Genomic DNA, 20,927 nt, shown 5'->3' on the forward strand with positions numbered 1-20,927 from the left:
GCCGACCTGTCAGCCGACCAGCAACACGGCCAGATGCATCAGGCCGCAGGCAACAACGCCGGCGAGGATGTCGTCGAGCATGATGCCCAGCCCACCGTGAACCTGCCGGTCGACCCAGCTGATCGGCCAGGGTTTGAAGATGTCCAGGACCCTGAACACGACGAAGCCCAGCAGCAGCCAGTGCCAACCTGCCGGCACCAGCCAGAAGGTGATCCAGATACCGGCGAATTCATCCCAGACGATGCCTTCGTGATCATGAACGCCGAGATCCTGGGCGACCTTGCCGCAGAGCCAGATGCCGAAGAGCATGCTGGCAAGCGCGACCAGTCCGTGCCCCCAGCCTGGCATCGCCTGCCACAGCGGCACGAAGGCCAACGCGACCAGCGAACCCCAAGTGCCCGGTGCCTTCGGCAACGTGCCGGAACCGAAGCCGAACGCCAGGTTGTGCCACGGATTGTTCCATACCGAGGCCGGCATGTTTTCGGCGGTAGGCTGCGAGGGATCGGTCAAACCGTTCGTCCTTCTTCTACTGGCCAGGCGCGCGGCCGCTAGCCTTGGAAATGGTTGTAGCCGCGACGATGCGGGGCAACGGCGCGGCCAGCGGTGTCGAGCAGATGCACGCCCTCGCCTCGGGCAACGTGGCCGATGACATGGATCGGCCAGCCCTCTTCGCGCAAGCCAGGTGCCGCATCCGCCGGCAGCGTGAACGCCAGGACGTAGTCATCGCCTCCGGCAAGGGCGCATTGCAGGCCGCCCTCCGCACCGGCGACCGCCAGCAGGGCACTGGACAAGGGGACTCGGGATTGCTCGATGATTAGCGAAACGGACGATGCCGCAGCGATGTGCGCGCAGTCAGCCAACAGGCCATCCGAGATGTCCAACGCCGCGGTGGCCCTGCCGCGCAGCGCTTGGCCCAAACCAAGCTGTGGTTGCGGCGACCAGTAGCGGCTGAGCAGCTCAGCCGCCTCGGGCGTATGCCCGTCGCGCTCACCCAGCACGATCGGCAAGGCACCGGCCGCGTCACCCAGCGCACCACCGACGCAAAGCAGGTCACCGGGCCGGGCACCACTGCGCAACAATGCCTGCCCGGAAGGGAGACGACCGAACACCGTCAGCGTCATGCTCAATGGGCCGCGCGTGGTATCGCCGCCCAGCAGGCGCATCCCGCAGCTGGCCGCCATCGCATCCAGACCGTGCGCGAAAGCTGCCAGCCAATCGGGGTCCACGGAGGGAATCGTCAGGGCCAGGGTGAACCCCACAGGTGCCGCACCCATGCCGGCCAGGTCGCTGGTCGACACGGCCAGCGCACGCTGGCCGAGCAGGCCAGGGTCGCCCTGTTCTGGGAAATGCACCCCGGCCACCAGCGTATCGGTGGAGACGGCAAGCTGCTCGCCCGGCGCCACCCCAAGCAGGGCGCAATCATCGCCGATACCCAGGGCGACCCCATCGGCCTCGCCGCTCATCCGGGCACAGGCGGCGGCGGCGAAGTAACGACGGATCAGCTCGAATTCACCCATCAGACGGGGCTCGCTCAGCGCTTGTTAGCGCCGACCTCCGCACTTCTCAGGCTCGGCGCCAGCTTGTCCAGCACGCCATTGACGAACTTGTGCCCGTCGGTCGCGCCGAACACCTTCGCCAGCTCGATGCCTTCATTGATCACGACACGATACGGCACGTCGATCCGGTGCATCAGTTCGAAGGTCGACAGGCGCAGGATCGCCAGCTCGACCGGATCGAGCTCATCCAATGGCCGATCGAGATGCGGCGTGATGGCGTCGTCGACTTCCGTCTTGGCCCGCGCCACGCCGGTCAGCAGCTCATGGAAGTAGGTGCCGTCGACGCCCGAGAAATCATTGTCGACGCGGAACTGCGCCTCGATTTCGTTGAGGCTCTGGCCAGCCATGTGCCATTGATACAGGGCCTGCATGGCCAGGCTGCGCGCGACACGACGCGTGGCGATCTTGCCCTTGGCCTTTTGCGGGGCACCCTGACTGTCGTCGTGGTTCAGGCTCACTTGGCCTCCAGCTGCGCCAGCAGACTCACCATTTCCAGAGCAGAAAGCGCGGCTTCGGCGCCCTTGTTGCCGGCCTTGGTACCGGAGCGCTCGATGGCCTGTTCGATGGAATCGACGGTCAGCACGCCGAAAGCCACCGGTACGCCGAACTCCATGGAGACCTGCGACAGGCCCTTGGTGCATTCGCCAGCGACGTATTCGAAGTGGGGGGTGCCGCCACGGATAACGGCGCCAAGCGCGATGATGGCGTCGTACTCACCCTGTTGTGCGACCTTCTGGGCGACCAGCGGGATTTCGAAGGCACCCGGCGCGCGGATGATGGTGATGGCGTCTTCAGCGATGCCATGGCGGACCAGCGCATCGACGGCGCCGCTGACCAGGCTCTCGACAACGAAGCTGTTGAAGCGGCCAACGACCAGGGCGAATTTCCCCTGCGGGGCGATGAAGGTACCTTCGATGGTCTTCAGTGTCATAGGTGGTTTCTCATCTCTTTAAAGAACGAAGGCGCCGCGTTGCATCGCGGCGCCCTGACATCGTCTATTCGGCGGGCAGGTATTCTACAACTTCCAGATCAAAGCCGGATATCGCGTTGAACTTCATCGGCGAGCTCATCAGGCGCATCTTGCGTACGCCGAGGTCACGCAGGATCTGCGACCCGGCCCCGACGGTGCTGTAGGTCGCGGGGGTCGGCGACTGCTGGCGGTTGAGCTGCGCCAGCAGCTGCGGACCGGTCAGCGGATTGCCAAGCAGCAGCACCACGCCGCTGCCGGCCTTGGCCACCTCGCCCATCGCTGCACGCAGACTCCAGCGCCCCGGCACGGTGACCAGCAGCAAGTCGCGCAGCGGCTCCATGTTGTGCACGCGGACCAGCGTTGGCATTTCCGGCGAGATCTCACCGCGGGTCAACGCCATGTGCACGGTGTCTTCCACGCTGTCCCGGTAGGTGACCAGGGTGAACTGGCCCAGCTCGGTCTCCAGAGGTTGCTCCGAGACCCGCTCGACGGTGCGCTCATGAATCATCCGATAGTGGATCAGGTCCGCGATGGTGCCGATCTTCAGTGCGTGCTGCTCGGCGAACAGCTCGAGCTCCGGGCGGCGCGCCATGGTGCCGTCATCGTTCATGATTTCGCAGATCACCCCGGAGGGCTCGAAGCCGGCCATCCGCGCCAGGTCGCAGGCCGCTTCGGTGTGGCCCGCGCGTGCGAGAACGCCGCCCGGTTGCGCCATGAGCGGGAAGATGTGACCGGGGCTGACGATGTCCTCGGCCACCGCATTCTTCGCCACCGCGGCCTGCACGGTACGCGCGCGGTCGGCGGCGGAGATGCCGGTGGTCACGCCGACCGCCGCCTCGATGGAGACGGTGAACTTGGTGCCGAAGCCGGACCCATTGCGCGGCGCCATCAGCGGCAACTGCAGGGTTTCGCAGCGCTCGCGGGTCATCGGCATGCAGATCAGACCACGGGCGAAGCGGGCCATGAAGTTGATGTGCTCGGCGGTCACGCATTCGGAGGCGACGATGATGTCACCTTCGTTCTCGCGGTCCTCGTCATCCATGAGGATGACCATCTTGCCGGCGCGGATGTCTTCGATCAGTTCTTCAGCGGTGTTGAGCGCCATGGGGCGTCTCCTCAATTCTTCAGGTAGCCGTGTTCGGCAAGAAAGCTTTCCGTGAGGCCCGAGGCATTCGGCTCGGCGGCTTTCTCGCCGAGCAGCAAGCGCTCCAGGTAACGCGCCAGCAGGTCCACCTCAAGGTTCACCTGTCGCCCAGGGCGGTAGTCCACCATGATAGTTTCGGCCAGGGTGTGCGGCACTACGGTGAGGTCGAACTCCGCGCCGTTGACGGCATTGACGGTCAGGCTGGTGCCATCGACGGTGATCGACCCCTTGAGCGCGATGTACCGGGCAAGCTCGCGCGGCGCACGGATGCGGAACTGCACGGCCCGTGCGTTTTCCTCGCGCGACACCACTTCGCCGACGCCATCGACGTGCCCGCTGACCAGGTGGCCACCGAGCCGGCTGGTGGGCATCAGCGCCTTCTCCAGGTTGACCCGGCTGCCGGGCTTGAGGTCGACGAAGGCGGTACGCGCCAGGGTCTCGCGGCTGACATCGGCCCAGAAACCGTTGCCCGGCAGTTCGACGGCCGTCAGGCAGACGCCGTTGACCGCGATGCTGTCGCCAAGCTTGACGTCGGCCAGGTCCAGCTTGCCGGTCTGGACCAGCACACGGACGTCACCGCCCTTGGGCGTCATCGCACCGATGGTGCCGATGGCTTCGATTATTCCTGTGAACATGCGGCCTCCCGCGGAAGGCTGGTGCAAAAAAGCATGTAACGAACTCCTGTTTTGAGAAAAACAGGGCGCTGCAGATCGATAGGGAGTGGGCACGCGCACGAACGGCGCACGCCGAGGCATCCCGCTCTCTCTCATCCGGACTATACCGTCGGCCCCGGAATCACACCGGGTCTGCTGACCTTGCCTGAGCAAGCGCTCGCGGGCTCGTTGCATCTGAAAACGGCCTACGCCGGCATGCCGAGCATGCTCGCTGCGCTTTCAGCTTGCTTCATTACCGCCGGTGGGGAATTTCACCCCGCCCTGAGAACGTGGGCCGAAGCCCGGCGCAGTTTTTACCACAGTTCCGCGGGGGCTGCAGCCGCCGGGGCGCCGTCAGTGGCGTGCGAAACATTTCTTTACGCGCCGGAAACTACCGCTTCGCCTGTTGGTCCATACGCATCGCACCGGTTATAGGTGCCTGCAAGACGATCAGGATGGAACGTCATTCCCGCACGACTTCGTACCGCATACGCGCAGGAGCCGCACGTAACGTATCTGCGCGACAGCACGATAAAAGGAAGAACGCTCCGACCCTAAATAGACGCCACGAGGGATGGGTATGTCAGGGGTTACGGCTATGCAAACGGAGGCTGCCCGGTACGCAGCCGAGATCGACCAGAACGGCTACGCCGTTCTCGAACGATATATTGCGCCCGAGGTGCTCCAGCAGGGCCGCAGCTTCATCGAGCAGCAGGTTGTCGCGCATGCTGGCGAGTACTTCGCCATTCACGGCATCGAAGCGCTGGGCGGCACCATCATCGCAGCGCTGGCCCTCTCCTCGCCCTTCAAGGAGATGATGAGGGACCTGTATCGCATTCAGGCCGGACGAGATCCAGCGCCGACCGAGCAGATCTTCCCGGTCATTCGTTGCCTGCAGGGCCGGACCGGGCTGAAGCAATCACACTTCTACCACTTCGATGCCACGGTAGTGACAGCACTATTGCCCCTGCACATTCCGACCGAAGGCAAGCACTGCGGGGACCTGATCCTTTTCCCGAACCTGCGCGGAATTCGCTTCAATGCGTTGCGTAACGTGATCGAGAAGGCCGTGCTGCATAACACACTCAGCCAGAAGCTCGTTGCGTTCGCTGTGCGCCGTGGCTGGTTGAAGCCCATTCGCCTGAAGCTGGTGCCAGGCAACCTCTACCTGTTCTCGGGCTACCGCAGCTTGCACGCCAACGACGTATGCGACCCGAAGCTACTGCGCGCGACAGCCCTGTTTCATTTCGGCAACCCGCACCACGACAGTCTGCTGGCGCGACTGCTGCTGGGCGCCAACAAGCGCAAGGCCAAACTGGATCACAACGGGCTGCGCCCCACTGGGCCGCAGCCCATTCCAGAAGCGACCGAGTCAGCCTTGCGGGACGGCGGTGATCTTCCAGTCATCGCCCACGGCGCGGATATCGACGATCCGCAACTCGCGGGCCTCGCGCATGCGCTCGAGCGGCAGGTCTAGCAAGGGACGCGCCGAGGAACCGAGAAATTTCGCCGCGACGAACAGCAGGTATTCATCGATCAGGCCCTGCGCGGCGAACGCACCAGCCAGTCGTGGCCCGGCTTCGAGCAGCACCTCGTTGACGCCGCGGCCGGCCAATTCACGCAGCAGGCCCGGCAGATCGACACGCCCTTCTGGCGTAGGCAGGGCCAGCAATTCATGACCGCCTGCCTGATAGCGGGCGGCCGGCTCGTTGCCAAGGCTGGCGACCAGGGCCGGACCCGCCTGGAAAAACGGTGCGTCCAGGGGAACGCGCAGCCGGCCATCGACCAGCACGCGCACCGGGGGTCGCTGCAGCGCCAGCTGGGTCAGCTCGTCATCCAAGCCAAGCTCCGCGGCGCGTACGGTCAGCCGGGCATGATCCATCAGCACCGTATCGGCCCCGGTGAGCACCACGCTGGCCTGCGCGCGCAGGCGCTGCACCTCGGCCCTCGCGGCCGACCCGGTGATCCACTGGCTCTCACCACTGGCCATGGCCGTCCGGCCGTCGAGGCTCATCGCCAACTTGGCGCGCACATGAGGCAGCCCCGTTTCCATCCGCTTGATGAAACCGGCGTTCAGTGCCCGCGCCTCGTTTTCCAGCACACCGCTGCTGACTTCGATACCAACGCTGCGCAAGCGCGCCAGACCACGCCCCGCGACCTGCGGGTTGGGGTCCTGCATGGCGGCCACGACACGACCGACCCCTGCCTTGACCAACGCTTCGGCGCAAGGCGGCGTGCGTCCGTGGTGACTGCAGGGCTCGAGGGTGACGTAGGCGGTCGCGCCGCGGGCCGCCTCGCCGGCCTGGCGCAGGGCGTGCACTTCCGCATGCGGCTCACCGGCGCGCAGGTGCCAGCCTTCACCAATCAGCACATCATCCTTGACGATGACGCAGCCGACGCGTGGGTTTGGATGGGTCGTGTACAGGCCCTTGCGCGCCAGTTGCAGCGCACGGGCCATCCAGGCGTGATCGTTGCTGTTCATTCGCTCTTGACGGGCTCGCGCGAGAGCCGCTCGATTTCCTCGCGGAACTCGTTGAGATCCTGGAAACGACGGTAGACCGAGGCGAAGCGGATATAGGCGACTTCATCGAGCTTCTGCAGCTCGGCCATCACCAGCTCGCCGAGCACGCGGGACTTGATCTCGCGCTCACCGGTCGCGCGCAGCTTGTGCTTGATATGCGCGATGGCCTCTTCCAGCCGCTCGACGCTCACCGGACGTTTCTCCAGTGCCCGCTGCATGCCGGCGCGCAGCTTTTCTTCGTCGAATGGCTGACGGCTGCCGTCCTGCTTGATCAGCCGGGGCATGACTAGTTCGGCGGTTTCGAAGGTGGTGAAACGCTCACCGCAGGCGAGGCATTCACGGCGGCGGCGCACCTGGTCGCCCTCGGCCACGAGGCGCGAATCGATGACCTTGGTGTCATGTGCACCACAGAAGGGACAATGCATGGTCTAGAGCTGTCAGACATGGGGACAGCCATGGTAGCGCATCCCTCCGGCAAGACAAATCGGCGGACTTGCTGCTATACAGGCGCCCATTGCAGGTCGCGTGGACACCTCGCGAGCGAAGGTCAGGCAAGGACTCGGCTTGCAACCGAGCCTGTTTTCTTGACGCCGCATGATCGAGCGCAGCAGTTTCCACAGGGCCTGATTCCCTGCATCTTTGAGGAGGCCGTCCGTGCCGTTACGCCCCTTTGCTTTGTCCGCCCTGCTGATGCTCCTTGCCGCCTGCTCGAGCCAGGAAACCCAGCGCCCGACGGCACCGGTCACCTTCGAGGAACCACCGCTGGCCACCACGCCGCTGCATGAACTGCATGGCAGCCTTATCGGTGTTCCGGCCGACAGCGAAGTCGAGCTGGCGCTCCTGGAAGTCAACCGCCGCGATGAACCGGACCGCCTGCTCAGCAACGTCCGCCTCAAGGGACGCGGCACCGAATTGCCGTTCATCCTCAAGTTCAACGCCGACAAATTCCCGAAGAATCAGCCCGTCGAGCTGCGAGGCCGGGTGACGCGCTCTGGCCAGTTGATCATGCGATTGCCGGCCGTGCCGGTTACCAGCGCAGCCAGCCAATCGCTGGGTCCGCTGCGGCTGGTCCCTGCGCCGTGATGCCGCCGGCGGGGCTGCAAGCCGAGCTGTCCGGATTGCTGGGAGACGCGAGACTCACCGCCACGCCGCTTCCCGGCACGGATATCCGCCTCTGGCTCATCGACCCGGACAACATGACGCGCGCCTTCAGCCCCGAAGAAACCCGGCGAATCCTGGAGGGACCACCCTACTGGTCCTTCTGCTGGGCCAGCGGGCTGGTGCTGGCTCGCTGGCTCGATGAGCGTCCACAGTGGGTGCGCGGCAAACGCGTGCTGGACTTCGGCGCCGGATCGGGGATCGCGGCCATCGCCGCCGCACGGGCAGGCGCTGCCGAAGTGGTCGCCTGTGACATTGACCCGATCGCGCTGGCCTCCTGTCGGGCCAACGCCGAACTCAACGGGGTGCAACTAGGCTATAGCGAAGACTTCTTCGCCGAGGCCGACCGCTACGACCTGATCCTCGTTGCCGACGTGCTCTATGACCGGGCCAACCTGCCCCTCCTCGACCAGTTTCTCGGTCGCGGCCAGGAGGTGCTGGTGGCGGATTCGCGGGTGCGCGACTTCCACCATCCCCGGTATGCGCGGCTGGCCGTCCTGGACGCCTGCACATGGCCGGACCTGGCCGAGCCTGCGGAGTTTCGCCGGGTCAGCCTTTATCACGCGGCGCGGAACCCGCGCTGAGGCGAGCTGCGCCGCGAGCTGGAGCCGATGTGACCATGAATACCGACAAGCCCCTGCGCCTGTTTTTCGCCCTGCCCTGCCCGCCGCCCCTGGCCGGCTCGATCTGCCGCTGGCGAGACGCCCAGGGGTTGGCGGGGCGCCCCGTGCCCGAGGCCAACCTGCACCTGACCCTGGCGTTTCTCGGCAGCCAGCCGGCCCATACGCTCGACGCACTCGTCCAACTGGCTCGCCCGCTGCACACCGATGCCTTCGTGCTGCGCCTGGATGAACTGCACACCATCGGTCACGGCTTCGCCTGCCTGGTCCCGAGCCAGGTGCCACCGCCATTGAGCCATCTGGTCGGTCAGCTGCATGCGAAGCTCTGTGCCCATGGCGTCGCGCTCGATTCACGCCCCTTCCTGCCGCACGTGACGCTGTCGCGCGAGACAGCGCCCGGGCCGCAGCCCAGGCCACCGGTATTCGAATGGCGAGTCGAGCGCTTCGGGCTCTACCTCTCGGAGAACGTCGGCCACGGCGTGCAATACCGTGAACTGTCGAGCTGGCCGCTGACCGCGCCGCGAGGCTGAGCCTCGGCCCCGCCCTTGCTTCCGCTACGGGTCATCCCCACTTACCATGCACGCCTAACTTCGCATGCGCCCACTTCGAGAGTGCCGATGAGCCAGACTCCCTACATCTTCGACGTCACCAGCGCCAACTTCGAACAGCTGGTGCTGGAAAACTCCTTTCACAAACCCGTGCTGGTGGATTTCTGGGCCGAGTGGTGCGCGCCGTGCAAGGCGCTGATGCCACTGCTGGCGAAGATCACCGAGGAATATGGCGGCGAGCTGCTGCTGGCGAAGGTCAACTGCGACATCGAGCAGGAAGTCGTTGCCCGCTTCGGCGTACGCAGCCTGCCGACGGTGGTGCTGTTCAAGGACGGCCAGCCGCTGGACGGCTTCGCCGGCGCGCAACCGGAGTCGGCCATCCGCGCCATGCTGCAGCCGCACGTCCAGGCACCCGCCGCACCACAAGCCGATCTGCTGGACACGGCCCAGGCGCTATTCGCGGAGGGTCGTATCGGCGAAGCGGAAGGCCTGCTCAAGCAGGCCCTGGCCGAGGACAACGAGAACGCGCCGGCGCTGATCCTTTATGCCCGGTGCCTGGCCGAGCGTGGCGAGTTGGGCGAAGCCGAAACCGTACTGGACGCGGTCAAAGGCGACGAACACAAGCAGGCCCTGGCGGGTGCGCGGGCGCAGCTGACCTTCCTGCGTCAGGCCAACGACCTGCCGGAAGTCGCCGAGCTCAAGAGCCGCCTGGCGCAAAACCCCGAAGACGACGAGGCGGCCTACCAGCTGGCAGTGCAGCAGCTCGCGCGCCAGCAATACGAAGCGGCTCTGGACGGTTTGCTGAGGCTGTTCATACGCAACCGTGGTTACGCGGACGGTCTGCCGCACAAGACGCTGCTTCAGGTGTTCGACGTACTGGGCAACGACCATCCCCTGGTCACGACCTATCGCCGCAAGCTGTACCAGGCGTTGTATTGATCCTGCGGGGCCGCGACGGAAACGCCTGCGGTCATTCCGCCCCATGAATCGTGGGCCCTAAGCCGGATTAGCCGAAGGCGTAATCTGGCTTAGGGCCGCAGCGTTCAGCCCAGCAACCGCCGCAGTTCCCCGCAGTCGAGCGCATGCAGGTCGGTCAACTCGGGCCAGGGATTTTCCGTCAGGTTGACCAGCACGCCACGGGCACCGGCGGCCTTCGCGCATTCGAGATCGAAGCGGAAATCTCCGACCATCACCATTGCCTGCGGCTCGACGCCCCAGCGCTCGGCCAGGTTCAGCAGGCCTCCCGGATGCGGCTTGGGCGGCGCCTCGTCGCGCCCCAGGATATCGGCCGATTCGAAGCATTCACCCATCCCCACCGCCTCGAGAGTCACCAGCGCGAGCTCGTGCGCATTGCGCGTCAGCACGCCGAGCCGGCAACCGCGATCGCGCAGGTGGTAAAGCAGCTCGCGAGCGCCAGGTGCGGGGCGCGCGGCATAGGCCAGCTCCCGCTCGTGCTCGAGCAACCAGGCGCGCTTTCGCGCCGCCTCCTCGTCCGGCAGCGCCGCGAGGTGGTGCAGGATGTCATCGTCCTGAGGAATGTCGAGCGCCCGCTTGATCGCCGGGAAATCATGCACGGCAAGGGTCAGGGTGCCGTCCATGTCGAAGACCCAGTGCCGGGCGTCCGCCAGTTGTTTCACTTCCAATCCTCGCGCACGCGGATCAGGCCTTCCTGGGCGACCGAGGCGACCAGCTGCCCGGCGCGGTTGAAGATATTGCCGCGGGCGAACCCGCGCGCGTTACCGGCCCAGGGGCTGTCGATGCTGTAGAGCAGCCACTCGTCGGCACGCACTTCGCGATGGAACCACAGCGAATGATCGAGGCTCGCGAGCTGGATGAACTTGCTCCAGGAACTCACGCCGTGCGGCTGCAGCGCGGTGCCGATGAAGCTGAAGTCCGACGCGTAGGCCATCAGGTATTTGTGCAGCGCGGGATTGTCCGGCAGCGTGCCATCGGCGCGGAACCAGAGGTGTCGGATCGGCTCGATCGGCTGGGGATTGATCGGATCCTGCAGCGTGACCGGTCGGATCTCGATGGGCTTGGGCCGCCGCAGCTTCTCGGCGACGCGCGGTGGCACCAGCGGCGTCAGCTTGTGCAGCAGCTCCCACTCGCTGAGCAGGTTTTCCGGGCCCTCCACCTCGGGCATCTGTATCTGATGTTCATACCCGGTCTCGTCGGCCTGGAAGGAAGCGATGCAGGTGAAGATCGTCTGCCCCTTCTGGATCGCGCTGACCCGGCGAGTGGTGAAGCTGCCGCCGTCGCGCACGCGATCCACGTCATAGACCACCGGCTGATGGGAGTCGCCAGGACGCAGGAAGTAACCGTGCATGGAGTGCACGTGGCGTTCGGGCACCACGGTCTGGCTGGCCGCGGACAGCGCCTGACCGACCACCTGACCGCCGAACAACTGGGGGAAGCCCAGGTCCTGGCTGGCGCCACGGAAGAGGTTCTCCTCGATGCGTTCGAGCGATAGCAGATTGACCAGGGTATCGAGCGTGTCGGTCATGTTTTCGGCATCCTTCAGGCGGGCACGGGGCAAGCGGGCAATGTTACGCATTGCGCCGGATTCGCTCCACTGATTGCGCTCATCGTCGCCGATCGTTCCATTGGTCGCGGCTCATGCGGTAGAGCAGGTGGCGGCGCAGCGGGTGACCCTCGGGCAGACGTGGATGATCGAAGCTCGCCGCCTCGTCGGCCTGCATACCGAGCCTGCCCATCAGCCGCCAGGATCGCTCGTTGAGCGGTGAGGTGTAGCTCACCACTTCGTCCAGCTGCCGTTGTTCGAAGGCGAAGGCCAGCGCCGCTTGCGCCGCCTCGTACGCCAGCCCCTGGCCCCACTGGTCCGCCACCAGCCGCCAGCCGATTTCCACGGCGGGGCAGAACGGCAGGTCCAGGCGACTCCAGGCCAGGCCGGCCAGGCCGATGAAGCGCGCCGCGTCCTTATGCTCCACCACCCAGAAGCCGAACCCATGGCGGATGAAATGGACGCGGCACCGCGCCATTGCGGCGGCGCATTCATCGCGGGAAAGGGTGGCGGGGAAATAGCGCATCACCCGTGGGTCGGCACACATCTCGGCGAGCGGGTCGAGATCGCGGTCGTGCCAGCCGCGCAAGCGCAGGCGCGGCGTTTCCAGTTCTATCGGCTGCATGGTTGTCCCTGTCTGTTGAGGCCCCGGCGGCGCTGCCGGCATACTGCCGACTGGTCCTTATCGCCGGTCGACCGATGCCGCTACCTCTGGTGTTCCACGACGACTACAGCCCGCCGCTACCGCCGGGGCATCGATTCCCGATGGAGAAGTTCCGGCTGCTGCGCGATCACCTGGTCGCCAGCGGTTTGACCACGGACGAGGCCTTGTTGCGCCCCGAGCTATGCGATCCGAACAGGCTCTCACTGGCACATGACCGCCGGTACGTCGAACGCTATTGCAGCGGCGACATGAACCGCGAGGAGCTGCGCCGGCTCGGCCTGCCCTGGAGCCCGGCGCTGGCGCAGCGCACCGTGCGCGCAGTCGGCGGCTCGCTGCTGGCGGCGGACCTTGCCCTGCAGCACGGCCTGGCCTGCCACCTCGCCGGCGGCACGCACCATGCTCACTACGACCATGCCTCGGGCTTCTGCATCTTCAATGACCTGGCGATCATCGCCCTGTCGCTGCTCGAGAGCGGACGCGTCGGCCGCGTGCTGATCTTCGATTGCGACGTGCATCAGGGCGACGGCACCGCGCGGATACTCGAGGACGTAGCCGATGCCGTCACCGTCTCGCTGCACTGCGAGAAGAATTTTCCGGTGCGCAAAGCCCGCAGCGACTGGGACATCGGCCTCGCCCCCGGGCTGGGCGACGACGATTATCTGAAGGTCGTGGATGACACCCTCGGCTACCTGCTGCCGCTGTACCAGCCGGACCTGGTCATCTACGACGCCGGTGTCGACGTGCACCGCGATGACGCCCTCGGCCTGCTCGAACTGACCGACGCGGGCCTGGCGCGACGCGACAGCGCGGTGATCGAGCATTGTCTGGGTCGCGACATCCCGGTGGTCGGCGTGATCGGCGGCGGTTACGACAAGGACCGCGCCGTGCTGGCCCGCCGCCACGCCCAGCTACACCTCGCCGCGGCTGCGGCCTGGGAGCGTCACGGCCTGCGTTGAGGGCCCTGCCTTGACCGGGCCAGCCTGGCAACCCAGCGCCGGCTTGCCCGCCAATCGATGTCCGCGAGCGGCATTCGCTACAATGCCGGCCCCGCACCGCCAGACCTGACCCATGCTTCCGACTCCCGTACCGCCCCGCATCGCCATCATCGGCGGTGGCCCTGCCGGCCTGATGGCCGCTGACGTGTTGAGCCAGGCCGGCGTTACGGTCGATCTCTACGACGCCATGCCCTCGGTCGGTCGCAAGTTCCTGCTGGCCGGGGTTGGCGGCATGAACATCACCCATTCCGAGGCGTTCGAGCCTTTCGTCGCGCGCTACCGCGAGCGGGCCTCGGCACTTCGCCCGCTGCTCGAAGCCTTCGACGCAACGCAACTGCGCCGCTGGATCCATGAGCTGGGCATCGACACCTTCGTCGGCAGTTCCGGCCGCGTGTTTCCGACCGACATGAAGGCCGCGCCGCTCTTGCGCGCCTGGTTGCGCCGCCTGCGCGAGGCGGGCGTGCAGCTCCACACGCGGCATCGCTGGTTGGGCTGGAACGCCGATGGCAGCCTGCGCCTGCAAGGCCCTGACGATGAGCGCCACATCATGGCCGACGCCGTGCTGCTCGCCCTCGGCGGTGGCAGTTGGGCGCGGCTGGGCTCCGATGGCGCCTGGGTGCCACTGCTCGAGGCGCGAGGTGTCCAGGTGCGCGCCCTGCGTCCGGCCAATTGCGGGTTCGATGTGGCCGGCTGGAGCCCGCACCTCAAGGAGCGTTTCGCCGGCGCGCCGCTGAAAACCGTCAGTCTCAGGCTGCCGGAAGGCGAGCCGCGCAAGGGCGAGTTCGTCGTCACCGCCACCGGGATCGAGGGCAGCCTGGTGTATGCACTGTCCGCCGATATCCGCGAGCGGATCGAGCGCGACGGCTGCGCCCTGATTCTGCTCGACCTGCTACCGGATCATTCGCTGGAAAAGATCACCCGCGCCCTGGCCAGGCCCCGCGGCTCGCAGAGCATGGCCAAGCACCTCAAGCGGCAGCTCGGGCTGGACGGGGTGAAGGCCGGCCTCTTGCGCGAACTCGCCGCGGCGGACGCCTTTAACGATCCGCAACGCCTGGCGCAGATCATCAAGGCGCTGCCCATCACCCTGCGACACCCACGCCCGCTCGATGAAGCCATCAGCAGCGCCGGCGGGCTGCCCTTCGAAGCGCTCGACGACGGCCTGATGCTGCGCCAGCTCCCCGGCGTGTTCTGCGCCGGTGAAATGCTCGACTGGGAAGCGCCGACCGGCGGCTATCTGTTGACCGCCTGCTTCGCCAGCGGACGAGCCGCGGCGCAAGGCATGCTGCGCTGGCTCGGCCGCTGACCCGGCGCGCTACATCGTCATCACGATACGGCCTTCGATACGGCCGTTGCGCATGTCGTCGAATATCTGGTTGATGTTGTCCAGACTGCTGGTATGGATGGTGGCGCGAACCTGGCCCTCGGCGGCGAAGTCCAGCGCTTCCTGAAGATCGGCGCGGGTGCCGACGATGGAGCCGGTGATGCTGATGGCCTTGAGCACCACGTCGAAGATCGGCGTCGGGAAATCGCCCGGCGGCAACCCCACCAGCGCCACCGTACCGTGCCGTCGCGCCATGCCGATCGCCTGGCCGAAGGCGCTGTTGGACACCGCCGTGACCAGCACGCCGTGCGCCCCGCCGATATCGCGCTGGACCACCTGGACCGGGTCCTCGCTGCGCGCGTTGATGGTCAGGTTCGCGCCCAGCCGCTTGGCCAGCTCCAGTTTGGCATCGTCCACGTCGACCGCCACCACGTGCAGACCCATCGCCTTGGCGTACTGCACCGCCACATGGCCCAGCCCGCCGATGCCGGAGATCACCACCCATTGGCCGGGCCGCGCATTGGTCACCTTCAGCCCTTTGTAGACCGTGACGCCCGCGCAGAGGATGGGCGCGATGTCGGCAAACTCGACGTTCTTCGGCAGGATGCCGACGTAGTTCGGATCGGCCAGCACGTATTCCGCGTAGCCGCCGTTGACCGAATAACCGGTGTTCTGCTGGCTCTCGCAGAGGGTTTCCCAGCCGGTCAGGCAGTGCTCGCAGCAACCACAGGCGGTATAGAGCCAGGGCACGCCGACGCGGTCGCCCTCCTTCACCCGCGTCACCCCGGCACCGACCGCGGCGACGTGACCGACGCCTTCATGGCCGGGAATGAACGGCAACGCCGGTTTCACCGGCCAATCGCCCTCGGCGGCATGCAGGTCGGTGTGGCAGACACCCGACGCGGCGATCTTCACCAGAATCTGGCCGGGGCCGGGCATCGGCACCTTCACTTCCTCGAGGCGCAGCGGTTCGCCGAAGGCGTGAACCACCGCCGCTTTCATGGTCTGGGTCATGGGCATAGCTCCAAGAAGTCCGTGGGAAGCCCAGTCTGCTGCAGGCAGAACCGGGCACACCTAGACCCAGATCAGTATCACCGCACGTTTGACGACCGCTGGTCGGCAGATCGAACCGGGCTCAGCGCTTCCTGGCCGGCTTGCTGCCGCCCAGGCTCGGCACCTTGCGGATCGGTTTGGCGTTGGGCTTTTCGTTCTCATCGAACCAGTTACCCAGGTGAATCCGACCCTTGCCCGCCGCTTCCTTGGGCTTCTTGGGTTTCTTCGGCTTCTTGACGATCTGCCCACCAGGCTGGGTGGCAGGCACGCGGTGATCAGGCACGAAACCAGGCTCGTCATGACGGGGCAGCACCTGGCCGATCAGCGTCTCGATGGCCGCCAACTGATCGACCTCGTCCGCCGCCACCAGGGAAACCGCCTCACCACTGGCCCCGGCACGTCCGGTACGGCCGATGCGATGCACGTAATCCTCGGCAACGATCGGCAGGTCGAAGTTGACCACCTGCGGCAAGTCGTGGATGTCCAGCCCGCGCGCCGCCACGTCGGTCGCGACGAGAACCTGCACCTCGCCGGCCTTGAAGCGCTCCAGCGCCCGCAGGCGCGAGGCCTGGGGCTTGTCGCCGTGGATCGCATCGCTGGCAATCCCCTCGGTCTGCAGCTCCTCGACCAGTTGGTCGACACCCTTGCGCGTCTTGACGAACACCAGCACCTGGCCCCAGCGCTTCTCCGCCAACAGATGCAGGAAGAGTTCGGACTTGCGTTTCTTGTCCACCGGCACCAGCCATTGCCGGACCGTTTTCGCGGCCGTGTTGCGCGGGCTGACCTCGATCGACAGCGGGTCGCGCAGCAGCTCGCGCGCCATCTGCCGGATGGGATCGGAGAAGGTCGCCGAGAACAGCAACGTCTGTCGGCGCTTCGGCAGCGCGGCGAACAGCTCGTCGAGCTCCTGAGAAAAACCGAGGTCAAGCATGCGGTCAGCCTCGTCCAGCACCAGCGCCTGCAGCTGCCCGAACTTCACGGCGTTCTGCCGGTACAGGTCGAGCAAACGGCCGGGCGTGGCGACGAGCACATCGACGCCCTTGCGCAGCGCCATCATCTGCGGGTTGAGGCTGACGCCGCCGTAGACCGCGTAGGTGCGCAGCGGCAGTCCTTGCCCATAGGTGCGAAAGCTCTCGTGGACCTGTTCGGCCAACTCGCGGGTGGGTACCAGCACCAGCGCACGCGTCGCGTTGCTGCCGACCGGCGGCCCCTCTTGCAGCAGGCGTTGCAGCATGGGCAGGGCAAAGCCCGCCGTCTTGCCGGTGCCCGTCTGCGCCGCGGCCATGAGGTCGCGGCCCTTGAGCACGGCCGGGATGGCCTTTGCCTGGACAGGCGTCGGTTTGCGGTAGTCGAGCGCCTCGAGCGTGCGCAGCAACGGATCGATCAGGCCCAGGGAGGCGAAGGTCATGAGCAGCAACCAGAGGATGAAAACAAGGCGCGCAGTTTACGCGCAAAAGCGGTGGGAGGTTGGCGGCACCACCGCGTCCTGCGGCGTCGGGCGCCCGCATTCGCCGCGGCGGTCGGCATCAGGATCTGAGCAGCAACCGACCCTCGATCGGCACGTAGCGCGTTGCGGCACGGATCAGCGAATGGGCCGTCAGGCCGGGCGCGCCGTAGGCAGTGGCCTCGACACCGCCCGCGCGCACGCGCTCAAGCAGCAGGTCGAAGTCACCGTCGCCGGAAGCCAGGACGATCTCGTCGACCTGGCCGACGGCATCCAGCACGTCGATGGCGATGCCCACATCCCAGTCGCCCTTGGCCGATCCGTCGCTGCGCTGGATGTAGGGCTTGAGCTTCACCGTGAAGCCCAGGTTGCGCAGGATCTGCTGGAACTGCTGCTGCCGGGCGTCGCCGCGGTCGATGGCATAGGCCTGGGCGATCACGATCTCCCCGCGCGCGCTCAGCTCGGCCCAGAGCGCGGCATAGTTGAAGTGGCAGCCATGAACCTGGCGCACCGTGTAGTAGAGATTCTGCACATCGGCGAACAGGGCGATCTTCTTCACGCGTCGCTCCGGAATGAAGGGCCGACCAGTATGGGGGGCGACGCCTCGGCTGTCGCCGGCGATTGTCGGTTGGGCTAAAGTGCGCGCCTGATTTCGCAGCCATCCCGACCGCCCATGAACGTCCTGTCGATCTTCCGTGACGCCTGTTTTTTCTACAGCCGCAACCTGGCGGCGATCATCCGCCTCTGCCTGCCATGGATCCTGCTGGAAAGCGGGACACGCCTGATCGTCGACCAGCTGCTGGGCAAAGGCGCGATGCCGGCGCAGGAGTTGCTGGTCGGGCTGGTCTTCTACCCCTTCTATGTCGGCGCGTTGATTCTCTATCTCGACGCCCGCAGCCGAGGTTTCGACCCGACGGTACGCGAGGTGCTTGCCAGGGCGCTGCGACTGTGGCCAGCGTTGGCCGTGCTGGCGGGCCTTTCGACGCTGCTGATCATGCTCGGCGCCTCGCTGTTCGTGCTGCCGGGTATCTGGATCATGGTGCGCATGGCGTTCGCCGAATACCTGCTGGTGCTGCGTGGGATGACGCCGCTGGCGGCGCTGAAGGAGAGCTTCGTGCTGACCCGTGGTCGCTTCCTGCTGGTGCTCGGCTGCACGCTGATCGTCCTGCTGCCGGTGTGGCTGCTCGAGGCCGGACTAGCGGCCAGCCTCTGGCACGGCGACACCCCGCCCGGCGCGCTGGCGGTGCTGGTCGACAGCGGACTTGGCCTGCTGCAGCTGCTTGCGACCGTCGTGCTGTTTCGCTGCTACATGCTCTGCAGCGGGCCCGCCGCAGCGGCCGACGAACGCTAGCGTCGGCCCAGGCGCATGGCGGCCCGCCGAGCTAGGCTGAGTCGATCCCACCCGGAGGACACTGCCATGAGCACGGAGAACCCCAGCATCCTGTCCCACGTTTCCCTCGGCACCAACCGCTTCGACGAAGCCTGCCGTTTCTACGATCAGGTCCTCGCGGCGCTGGGCTGCAAACGCATCCTGGCGCATCCCGGCGCCGTCGCCTGGGGCCGCGAGTACCCGGAGTTCTGGCTGCAGACACCCATCGACGGGCGGCCGGCCAATGTCGGCAACGGCACCCACGTCGGCTTCTTCGCCGCGGACAAGGCGGGTGTCGATGCCTTCCACCGCGCCGCGCTGGCGGCCGGGGCAACGGACGAAGGGGCGCCCGGCCCGCGCGAAGACTACGGTGAGCCCTACTACGGCTGCTTCGTCCGGGACCTGGACGGTCACAAGATCGAGGCCGCCTACTGGGACATGGACCTCGTGCAGTCGCTCTACGGCGCCGAGGCGAACCGCTAGCTCGGCCTCATCGCGCTGGGCCAGCGGCCAGTCGCGCTCGCATCAGCTGATCGAAGAGCCGCGGAAAGAGCCGCGCCGCCAATCGCGCTCGCCAGTCGGGACTGGAAAGCACCAGCAAGCGGCGACGCTTCAATGCGCCCTGGTAGATGGCTTCGGCCACGTCCTGCGGCGAGGCCGCGCGGCCGATCACCGGGACCGGCTGCGCGATGCTGGAGCCGTCACCGCCCAGCACTCGCTTGCGCAGATCCGTCTCGGTATAGCCCGGACAGGCCAGCATGATGTGAACGCCGCTCCCCTCCAGCTCGCAGCGCAGCGTATCGAACAAGCCGTGCAGGGCGTGCTTGCTGGCGTTGTAGGCGCCGCGCTCGGGCACCGGGGCGTATTGCGAGCGCGAGCTGAGCACGATGATCTGACCGCGCCGGGTCTGCAGGCTCGGCAGCGCCGCCTGGGTGCAATGCAGCGCGCCGTAGAAGTTCACCGCCATCACCCGCTCGAACACCGCCGGCAGCGTCTCCATGACCCGACTGCGATGGGTGATGCCGGCGTTATTGACCAGCACGTCGAGGCCGCCGAAGTGCTCGATGACCAGCGCCATGGCCCGTTGCACCGCCGAGCGGTCCGATACGTCGCAGCGCAGCCCCAGCGCCTCGACGTTGTGGTGGTCGCGCAGGTGCTGAACGAGACCGTCGAGCGCCTGCTGGTCGAGGTCGAAAATGGCCAAGCGCGCCCCGGCCTGGGCCATCCGCTCGGCCAGCGCCCGGCCGATGCCCGCGCAGCCACCGGTGATCAGCACGACCTTGCGATCGAATACCTTGCTGGCGAATACCTTGCGTCGCATCGAGCGCTCCCGTCGTCGACTGCCTCCTTGCCACCCGTGCCTGCTAGGATTGGGGGCTCCCCTGCTACAGCATAGCCAGCCGCCCATGACTCGCCGCCGTGTGATCGTTCTCAGCCTCGCCAGCAGCCTGCTTCTGCTGCTGATGCTCGCGGCGGCGCCCTGGCTGCTGGCCTGGCGCCCTGCCGCGCACGAAGCCGCGCCCACCGCCTGCACCGGCCGCGCGCCGGCCGTGCTCGCCGGCCAGGCGCTGAAGGTCATGAGCTGGAACATCGGCCATCTCGCCGGCCCGACGCCAACCGGCGAGCGGGTCGAGCCTGAGCGCCTCGAACGCAACCTGCGCGCAGTCGTCGCGACCATCCTCGAGCAGGAACCCGACATCCTTCTGCTGCAGGCGGTGGATGATGGCGACAGCCGAACCGGCGGGGCCGATCAGTTGGCCGCACTGCAGGCCAGCCTAGGCAACCGCTACCCCTGCAGCAGCAGCGCCTTCTACCGCCAGGCACGCTGGCTGCCCTACCCCGACATCTTCGCCAGCGCCGGCACTCGGCTGGCCATTCTCAGCCGCTACCGCCTGGAGCATGGCGAGCGGCTGCAATTGCCGCTTGCCAAGCCGAGCGCCTTCGGCGAACAGCACGCGTTGCAGCGGGTCGAGCTGCCGTTTCGCCGTGGGGGCGCGATCACGCTGGGCAATCTGCTGCTGGACGACGGCACCGACGAGCAGGCTCAACGCCAGGGCGATCAGGTCCAGCGCTGGGTCGGTGGATGGCTGGCGGAGGGCCGAACATTGCTGCTCGGGGGCGATTTCGCCAGCTGGCGACGCCCTCCGGCGCCGGGCCATGCGCCAATCGCCGAGATCCCGGATCTGACCGCGCCCTCGCCGGAAGACCCCTCGCGCGTGCTATCGCCCGGTGCGTCACCGCTGCGCACTCGCATCATTCACAGCGTCGATATCAAACGCCTCGATGCGTTGCAGCCACCGCAGGCCAGCGGGGTTTCGCCGCATGCGCCGCTGGTGGTCCGCCTGCTCCTGCCCGCAGGCGGCTAGACAGCTCGCTGGACGCCGACCATG

At 66.7% G+C, this 20,927-nt stretch carries 25 protein-coding genes and 1 riboswitch; of the genes, 10 read left to right on the forward strand and 15 right to left on the reverse strand.

Going from position 1 to position 20,927, the window contains the following annotated elements:
• Positions 1 to 9 precede the first annotated feature (9 nt).
• The 6 genes from MST27_RS18980 to MST27_RS19005 form a co-directional block, all read right to left on the reverse strand.
• Positions 10 to 477 carry a phosphatidylglycerophosphatase A family protein gene (locus tag MST27_RS18980; protein ID WP_420864256.1) on the reverse strand — a complete coding sequence of 156 codons (468 nt, stop codon included), beginning with the start codon at positions 475 to 477 and terminating at the stop codon, positions 10 to 12.
• Positions 478 to 548: 71 nt separating this feature from the next.
• The gene (gene thiL, locus MST27_RS18985; RefSeq protein WP_243607498.1) at positions 549 to 1,517 is read right to left on the reverse strand and encodes a thiamine-phosphate kinase; all 969 of its coding nucleotides are present in this window, start codon (positions 1,515 to 1,517) and stop codon (positions 549 to 551) included.
• A gap of 14 nt (positions 1,518 to 1,531) precedes the next feature.
• Positions 1,532 to 2,014 carry a transcription antitermination factor NusB gene (gene nusB / locus MST27_RS18990; protein WP_243607499.1) on the reverse strand — a complete coding sequence of 161 codons (483 nt, stop codon included), beginning with the start codon at positions 2,012 to 2,014 and terminating at the stop codon, positions 1,532 to 1,534.
• A complete protein-coding gene (gene ribH, locus MST27_RS18995) occupies positions 2,011 to 2,487 on the reverse strand; it encodes a 6,7-dimethyl-8-ribityllumazine synthase (protein WP_019340068.1) in 477 nt (158 codons plus the stop codon). The genes nusB and ribH overlap by 4 nt, the downstream gene beginning before the upstream one ends.
• Positions 2,488 to 2,551: 64 nt before the next feature.
• Positions 2,552 to 3,631 (reverse strand): bifunctional 3,4-dihydroxy-2-butanone-4-phosphate synthase/GTP cyclohydrolase II, encoded by a 1,080-nt coding sequence (gene ribBA, locus MST27_RS19000; protein ID WP_243607500.1) that lies wholly within the window; start codon positions 3,629 to 3,631, stop codon positions 2,552 to 2,554.
• Positions 3,632 to 3,642: 11 nt separating this feature from the next.
• Positions 3,643 to 4,305: a riboflavin synthase gene (locus MST27_RS19005; RefSeq protein WP_243607501.1), complete on the reverse strand. Its 663-nt coding sequence runs from the start codon at positions 4,303 to 4,305 to the stop codon at positions 3,643 to 3,645.
• Between the two features lie 119 nt (positions 4,306 to 4,424).
• Positions 4,425 to 4,617: riboswitch (FMN riboswitch) on the reverse strand.
• A gap of 304 nt (positions 4,618 to 4,921) precedes the next feature.
• Between MST27_RS19005 and MST27_RS19010 the strand changes: the two genes are divergently transcribed.
• Positions 4,922 to 5,800 carry a hypothetical protein gene (locus MST27_RS19010; protein ID WP_243607502.1) on the forward strand — a complete coding sequence of 293 codons (879 nt, stop codon included), beginning with the start codon at positions 4,922 to 4,924 and terminating at the stop codon, positions 5,798 to 5,800.
• On the opposite strand, the gene ribD is transcribed toward MST27_RS19010, so the two are convergent.
• Positions 5,696 to 6,805, reverse strand: coding sequence for a bifunctional diaminohydroxyphosphoribosylaminopyrimidine deaminase/5-amino-6-(5-phosphoribosylamino)uracil reductase RibD (gene ribD, locus MST27_RS19015; RefSeq protein WP_243607503.1), 1,110 nt, complete (start codon positions 6,803 to 6,805; stop codon positions 5,696 to 5,698). The genes MST27_RS19010 and ribD overlap by 105 nt on opposite strands.
• Positions 6,802 to 7,269, reverse strand: a complete 468-nt coding sequence (gene nrdR, locus MST27_RS19020) for a transcriptional regulator NrdR (protein WP_243607504.1) — start codon at positions 7,267 to 7,269, stop codon at positions 6,802 to 6,804. Before nrdR ends, ribD begins: the two co-directional genes overlap by 4 nt.
• Positions 7,270 to 7,498: 229 nt before the next feature.
• On the opposite strand from nrdR, the gene MST27_RS19025 reads away from it, so the two are divergent.
• The 4 genes from MST27_RS19025 (at position 7,499) to trxA (ending at position 10,109) form a co-directional block, all read left to right on the forward strand.
• On the forward strand, positions 7,499 to 7,927 hold the full coding sequence (locus MST27_RS19025) for a YbaY family lipoprotein (protein ID WP_243607505.1): 429 nt from the start codon (positions 7,499 to 7,501) through the stop codon (positions 7,925 to 7,927).
• Positions 7,927 to 8,586: a class I SAM-dependent methyltransferase gene (locus tag MST27_RS19030; protein WP_243607524.1), complete on the forward strand. Its 660-nt coding sequence runs from the start codon at positions 7,927 to 7,929 to the stop codon at positions 8,584 to 8,586. Before MST27_RS19025 ends, MST27_RS19030 begins: the two co-directional genes overlap by 1 nt.
• 35 nt (positions 8,587 to 8,621) lie before the next feature.
• Positions 8,622 to 9,152: an RNA 2',3'-cyclic phosphodiesterase gene (gene thpR, locus MST27_RS19035; RefSeq protein WP_243607506.1), complete on the forward strand. Its 531-nt coding sequence runs from the start codon at positions 8,622 to 8,624 to the stop codon at positions 9,150 to 9,152.
• 87 nt (positions 9,153 to 9,239) lie between these two features.
• A complete protein-coding gene (gene trxA, locus MST27_RS19040; protein ID WP_243607507.1) occupies positions 9,240 to 10,109 on the forward strand; it encodes a thioredoxin in 870 nt (289 codons plus the stop codon).
• 104 nt (positions 10,110 to 10,213) lie between these two features.
• Here the strand turns inward: trxA and MST27_RS19045 are convergent, their stop codons facing one another.
• From MST27_RS19045 to MST27_RS19055, 3 genes are all read right to left on the reverse strand, one after another.
• Complete coding sequence (locus MST27_RS19045) at positions 10,214 to 10,807, reverse strand: HAD family hydrolase (RefSeq protein ID WP_338052458.1); 594 nt, start codon at positions 10,805 to 10,807, stop codon at positions 10,214 to 10,216.
• Complete coding sequence (gene tesB, locus MST27_RS19050) at positions 10,804 to 11,673, reverse strand: acyl-CoA thioesterase II (protein ID WP_243607526.1); 870 nt, start codon at positions 11,671 to 11,673, stop codon at positions 10,804 to 10,806. Before tesB ends, MST27_RS19045 begins: the two co-directional genes overlap by 4 nt.
• Positions 11,674 to 11,752: 79 nt before the next feature.
• Positions 11,753 to 12,316 (reverse strand): GNAT family N-acetyltransferase, encoded by a 564-nt coding sequence (locus tag MST27_RS19055; RefSeq protein WP_243607508.1) that lies wholly within the window; start codon positions 12,314 to 12,316, stop codon positions 11,753 to 11,755.
• Positions 12,317 to 12,390: 74 nt separating this feature from the next.
• On the opposite strand from MST27_RS19055, the gene MST27_RS19060 reads away from it, so the two are divergent.
• Both MST27_RS19060 and MST27_RS19065 read left to right on the forward strand, forming a co-directional pair.
• Positions 12,391 to 13,311, forward strand: a complete 921-nt coding sequence (locus MST27_RS19060; protein ID WP_243607509.1) for a histone deacetylase family protein — start codon at positions 12,391 to 12,393, stop codon at positions 13,309 to 13,311.
• A 112-nt stretch (positions 13,312 to 13,423) separates the two neighbouring features.
• Positions 13,424 to 14,653 (forward strand): TIGR03862 family flavoprotein, encoded by a 1,230-nt coding sequence (locus tag MST27_RS19065; protein ID WP_243607510.1) that lies wholly within the window; start codon positions 13,424 to 13,426, stop codon positions 14,651 to 14,653.
• Positions 14,654 to 14,662: 9 nt separating this feature from the next.
• On the opposite strand, the gene adhP is transcribed toward MST27_RS19065, so the two are convergent.
• The 3 genes from adhP to MST27_RS19080 form a co-directional block, all read right to left on the reverse strand.
• Entirely contained in the window at positions 14,663 to 15,691 is a 1,029-nt protein-coding gene (adhP, locus tag MST27_RS19070; protein ID WP_243607511.1) for an alcohol dehydrogenase AdhP, read from the reverse strand.
• 115 nt (positions 15,692 to 15,806) lie between these two features.
• Positions 15,807 to 17,132 carry an RNA helicase RhlE1 gene (locus MST27_RS19075; protein ID WP_243607512.1) on the reverse strand — a complete coding sequence of 442 codons (1,326 nt, stop codon included), beginning with the start codon at positions 17,130 to 17,132 and terminating at the stop codon, positions 15,807 to 15,809.
• A 118-nt stretch (positions 17,133 to 17,250) separates the two neighbouring features.
• Positions 17,251 to 17,727, reverse strand: a complete 477-nt coding sequence (locus MST27_RS19080; RefSeq protein WP_243607513.1) for an NYN domain-containing protein — start codon at positions 17,725 to 17,727, stop codon at positions 17,251 to 17,253.
• Between the two features lie 114 nt (positions 17,728 to 17,841).
• Here MST27_RS19080 and MST27_RS19085 point away from each other — a divergent pair, with 114 nt between their 5' ends.
• Positions 17,842 to 18,519 (forward strand): YciC family protein, encoded by a 678-nt coding sequence (locus MST27_RS19085; RefSeq protein WP_243607514.1) that lies wholly within the window; start codon positions 17,842 to 17,844, stop codon positions 18,517 to 18,519.
• 66 nt (positions 18,520 to 18,585) lie between these two features.
• Positions 18,586 to 19,020, forward strand: a complete 435-nt coding sequence (locus tag MST27_RS19090; RefSeq protein ID WP_243607515.1) for a VOC family protein — start codon at positions 18,586 to 18,588, stop codon at positions 19,018 to 19,020.
• A gap of 7 nt (positions 19,021 to 19,027) precedes the next feature.
• Here the strand turns inward: MST27_RS19090 and MST27_RS19095 are convergent, their stop codons facing one another.
• Positions 19,028 to 19,858, reverse strand: a complete 831-nt coding sequence (locus MST27_RS19095) for an SDR family oxidoreductase (RefSeq protein ID WP_243607516.1) — start codon at positions 19,856 to 19,858, stop codon at positions 19,028 to 19,030.
• 85 nt (positions 19,859 to 19,943) lie between these two features.
• On the opposite strand from MST27_RS19095, the gene MST27_RS19100 reads away from it, so the two are divergent.
• Positions 19,944 to 20,903 (forward strand): endonuclease/exonuclease/phosphatase family protein, encoded by a 960-nt coding sequence (locus MST27_RS19100; RefSeq protein WP_243607517.1) that lies wholly within the window; start codon positions 19,944 to 19,946, stop codon positions 20,901 to 20,903.
• Positions 20,904 to 20,927: the final 24 nt, after the last annotated feature.

The organism is Stutzerimonas marianensis (assembly GCF_022810315.1).
In the GTDB taxonomy this organism is placed as follows: Bacteria; Pseudomonadota; Gammaproteobacteria; order Pseudomonadales; family Pseudomonadaceae; genus Stutzerimonas; species Stutzerimonas marianensis.

Excerpts from the sequence above, each read along its gene's own strand:
- MST27_RS18980 (WP_420864256.1), bottom strand. The coding sequence starts at position 477 with ATGCCGGCCTCGGTATGGAACAATCCGTGGCACAACCTGGCGTTCGGC.
- thiL (WP_243607498.1), bottom strand. The coding sequence starts at position 1,517 with ATGGGTGAATTCGAGCTGATCCGTCGTTACTTCGCCGCCGCCGCCTGT.
- ribH (WP_019340068.1), bottom strand. The coding sequence starts at position 2,487 with ATGACACTGAAGACCATCGAAGGTACCTTCATCGCCCCGCAGGGGAAA.
- ribBA (WP_243607500.1), bottom strand. The coding sequence starts at position 3,631 with ATGGCGCTCAACACCGCTGAAGAACTGATCGAAGACATCCGCGCCGGC.
- MST27_RS19005 (WP_243607501.1), bottom strand. The coding sequence starts at position 4,305 with ATGTTCACAGGAATAATCGAAGCCATCGGCACCATCGGTGCGATGACG.
- MST27_RS19010 (WP_243607502.1), top strand. The coding sequence starts at position 4,922 with ATGCAAACGGAGGCTGCCCGGTACGCAGCCGAGATCGACCAGAACGGC.
- ribD (WP_243607503.1), bottom strand. The coding sequence starts at position 6,805 with ATGAACAGCAACGATCACGCCTGGATGGCCCGTGCGCTGCAACTGGCG.
- nrdR (WP_243607504.1), bottom strand. The coding sequence starts at position 7,269 with ATGCATTGTCCCTTCTGTGGTGCACATGACACCAAGGTCATCGATTCG.
- MST27_RS19030 (WP_243607524.1), top strand. The coding sequence starts at position 7,927 with ATGCCGCCGGCGGGGCTGCAAGCCGAGCTGTCCGGATTGCTGGGAGAC.
- thpR (WP_243607506.1), top strand. The coding sequence starts at position 8,622 with ATGAATACCGACAAGCCCCTGCGCCTGTTTTTCGCCCTGCCCTGCCCG.
- trxA (WP_243607507.1), top strand. The coding sequence starts at position 9,240 with ATGAGCCAGACTCCCTACATCTTCGACGTCACCAGCGCCAACTTCGAA.
- tesB (WP_243607526.1), bottom strand. The coding sequence starts at position 11,673 with ATGACCGACACGCTCGATACCCTGGTCAATCTGCTATCGCTCGAACGC.
- MST27_RS19055 (WP_243607508.1), bottom strand. The coding sequence starts at position 12,316 with ATGCAGCCGATAGAACTGGAAACGCCGCGCCTGCGCTTGCGCGGCTGG.
- MST27_RS19060 (WP_243607509.1), top strand. The coding sequence starts at position 12,391 with ATGCCGCTACCTCTGGTGTTCCACGACGACTACAGCCCGCCGCTACCG.
- MST27_RS19065 (WP_243607510.1), top strand. The coding sequence starts at position 13,424 with ATGCTTCCGACTCCCGTACCGCCCCGCATCGCCATCATCGGCGGTGGC.
- adhP (WP_243607511.1), bottom strand. The coding sequence starts at position 15,691 with ATGCCCATGACCCAGACCATGAAAGCGGCGGTGGTTCACGCCTTCGGC.
- MST27_RS19075 (WP_243607512.1), bottom strand. The coding sequence starts at position 17,132 with ATGACCTTCGCCTCCCTGGGCCTGATCGATCCGTTGCTGCGCACGCTC.
- MST27_RS19085 (WP_243607514.1), top strand. The coding sequence starts at position 17,842 with ATGAACGTCCTGTCGATCTTCCGTGACGCCTGTTTTTTCTACAGCCGC.
- MST27_RS19090 (WP_243607515.1), top strand. The coding sequence starts at position 18,586 with ATGAGCACGGAGAACCCCAGCATCCTGTCCCACGTTTCCCTCGGCACC.
- MST27_RS19095 (WP_243607516.1), bottom strand. The coding sequence starts at position 19,858 with ATGCGACGCAAGGTATTCGCCAGCAAGGTATTCGATCGCAAGGTCGTG.
- MST27_RS19100 (WP_243607517.1), top strand. The coding sequence starts at position 19,944 with ATGACTCGCCGCCGTGTGATCGTTCTCAGCCTCGCCAGCAGCCTGCTT.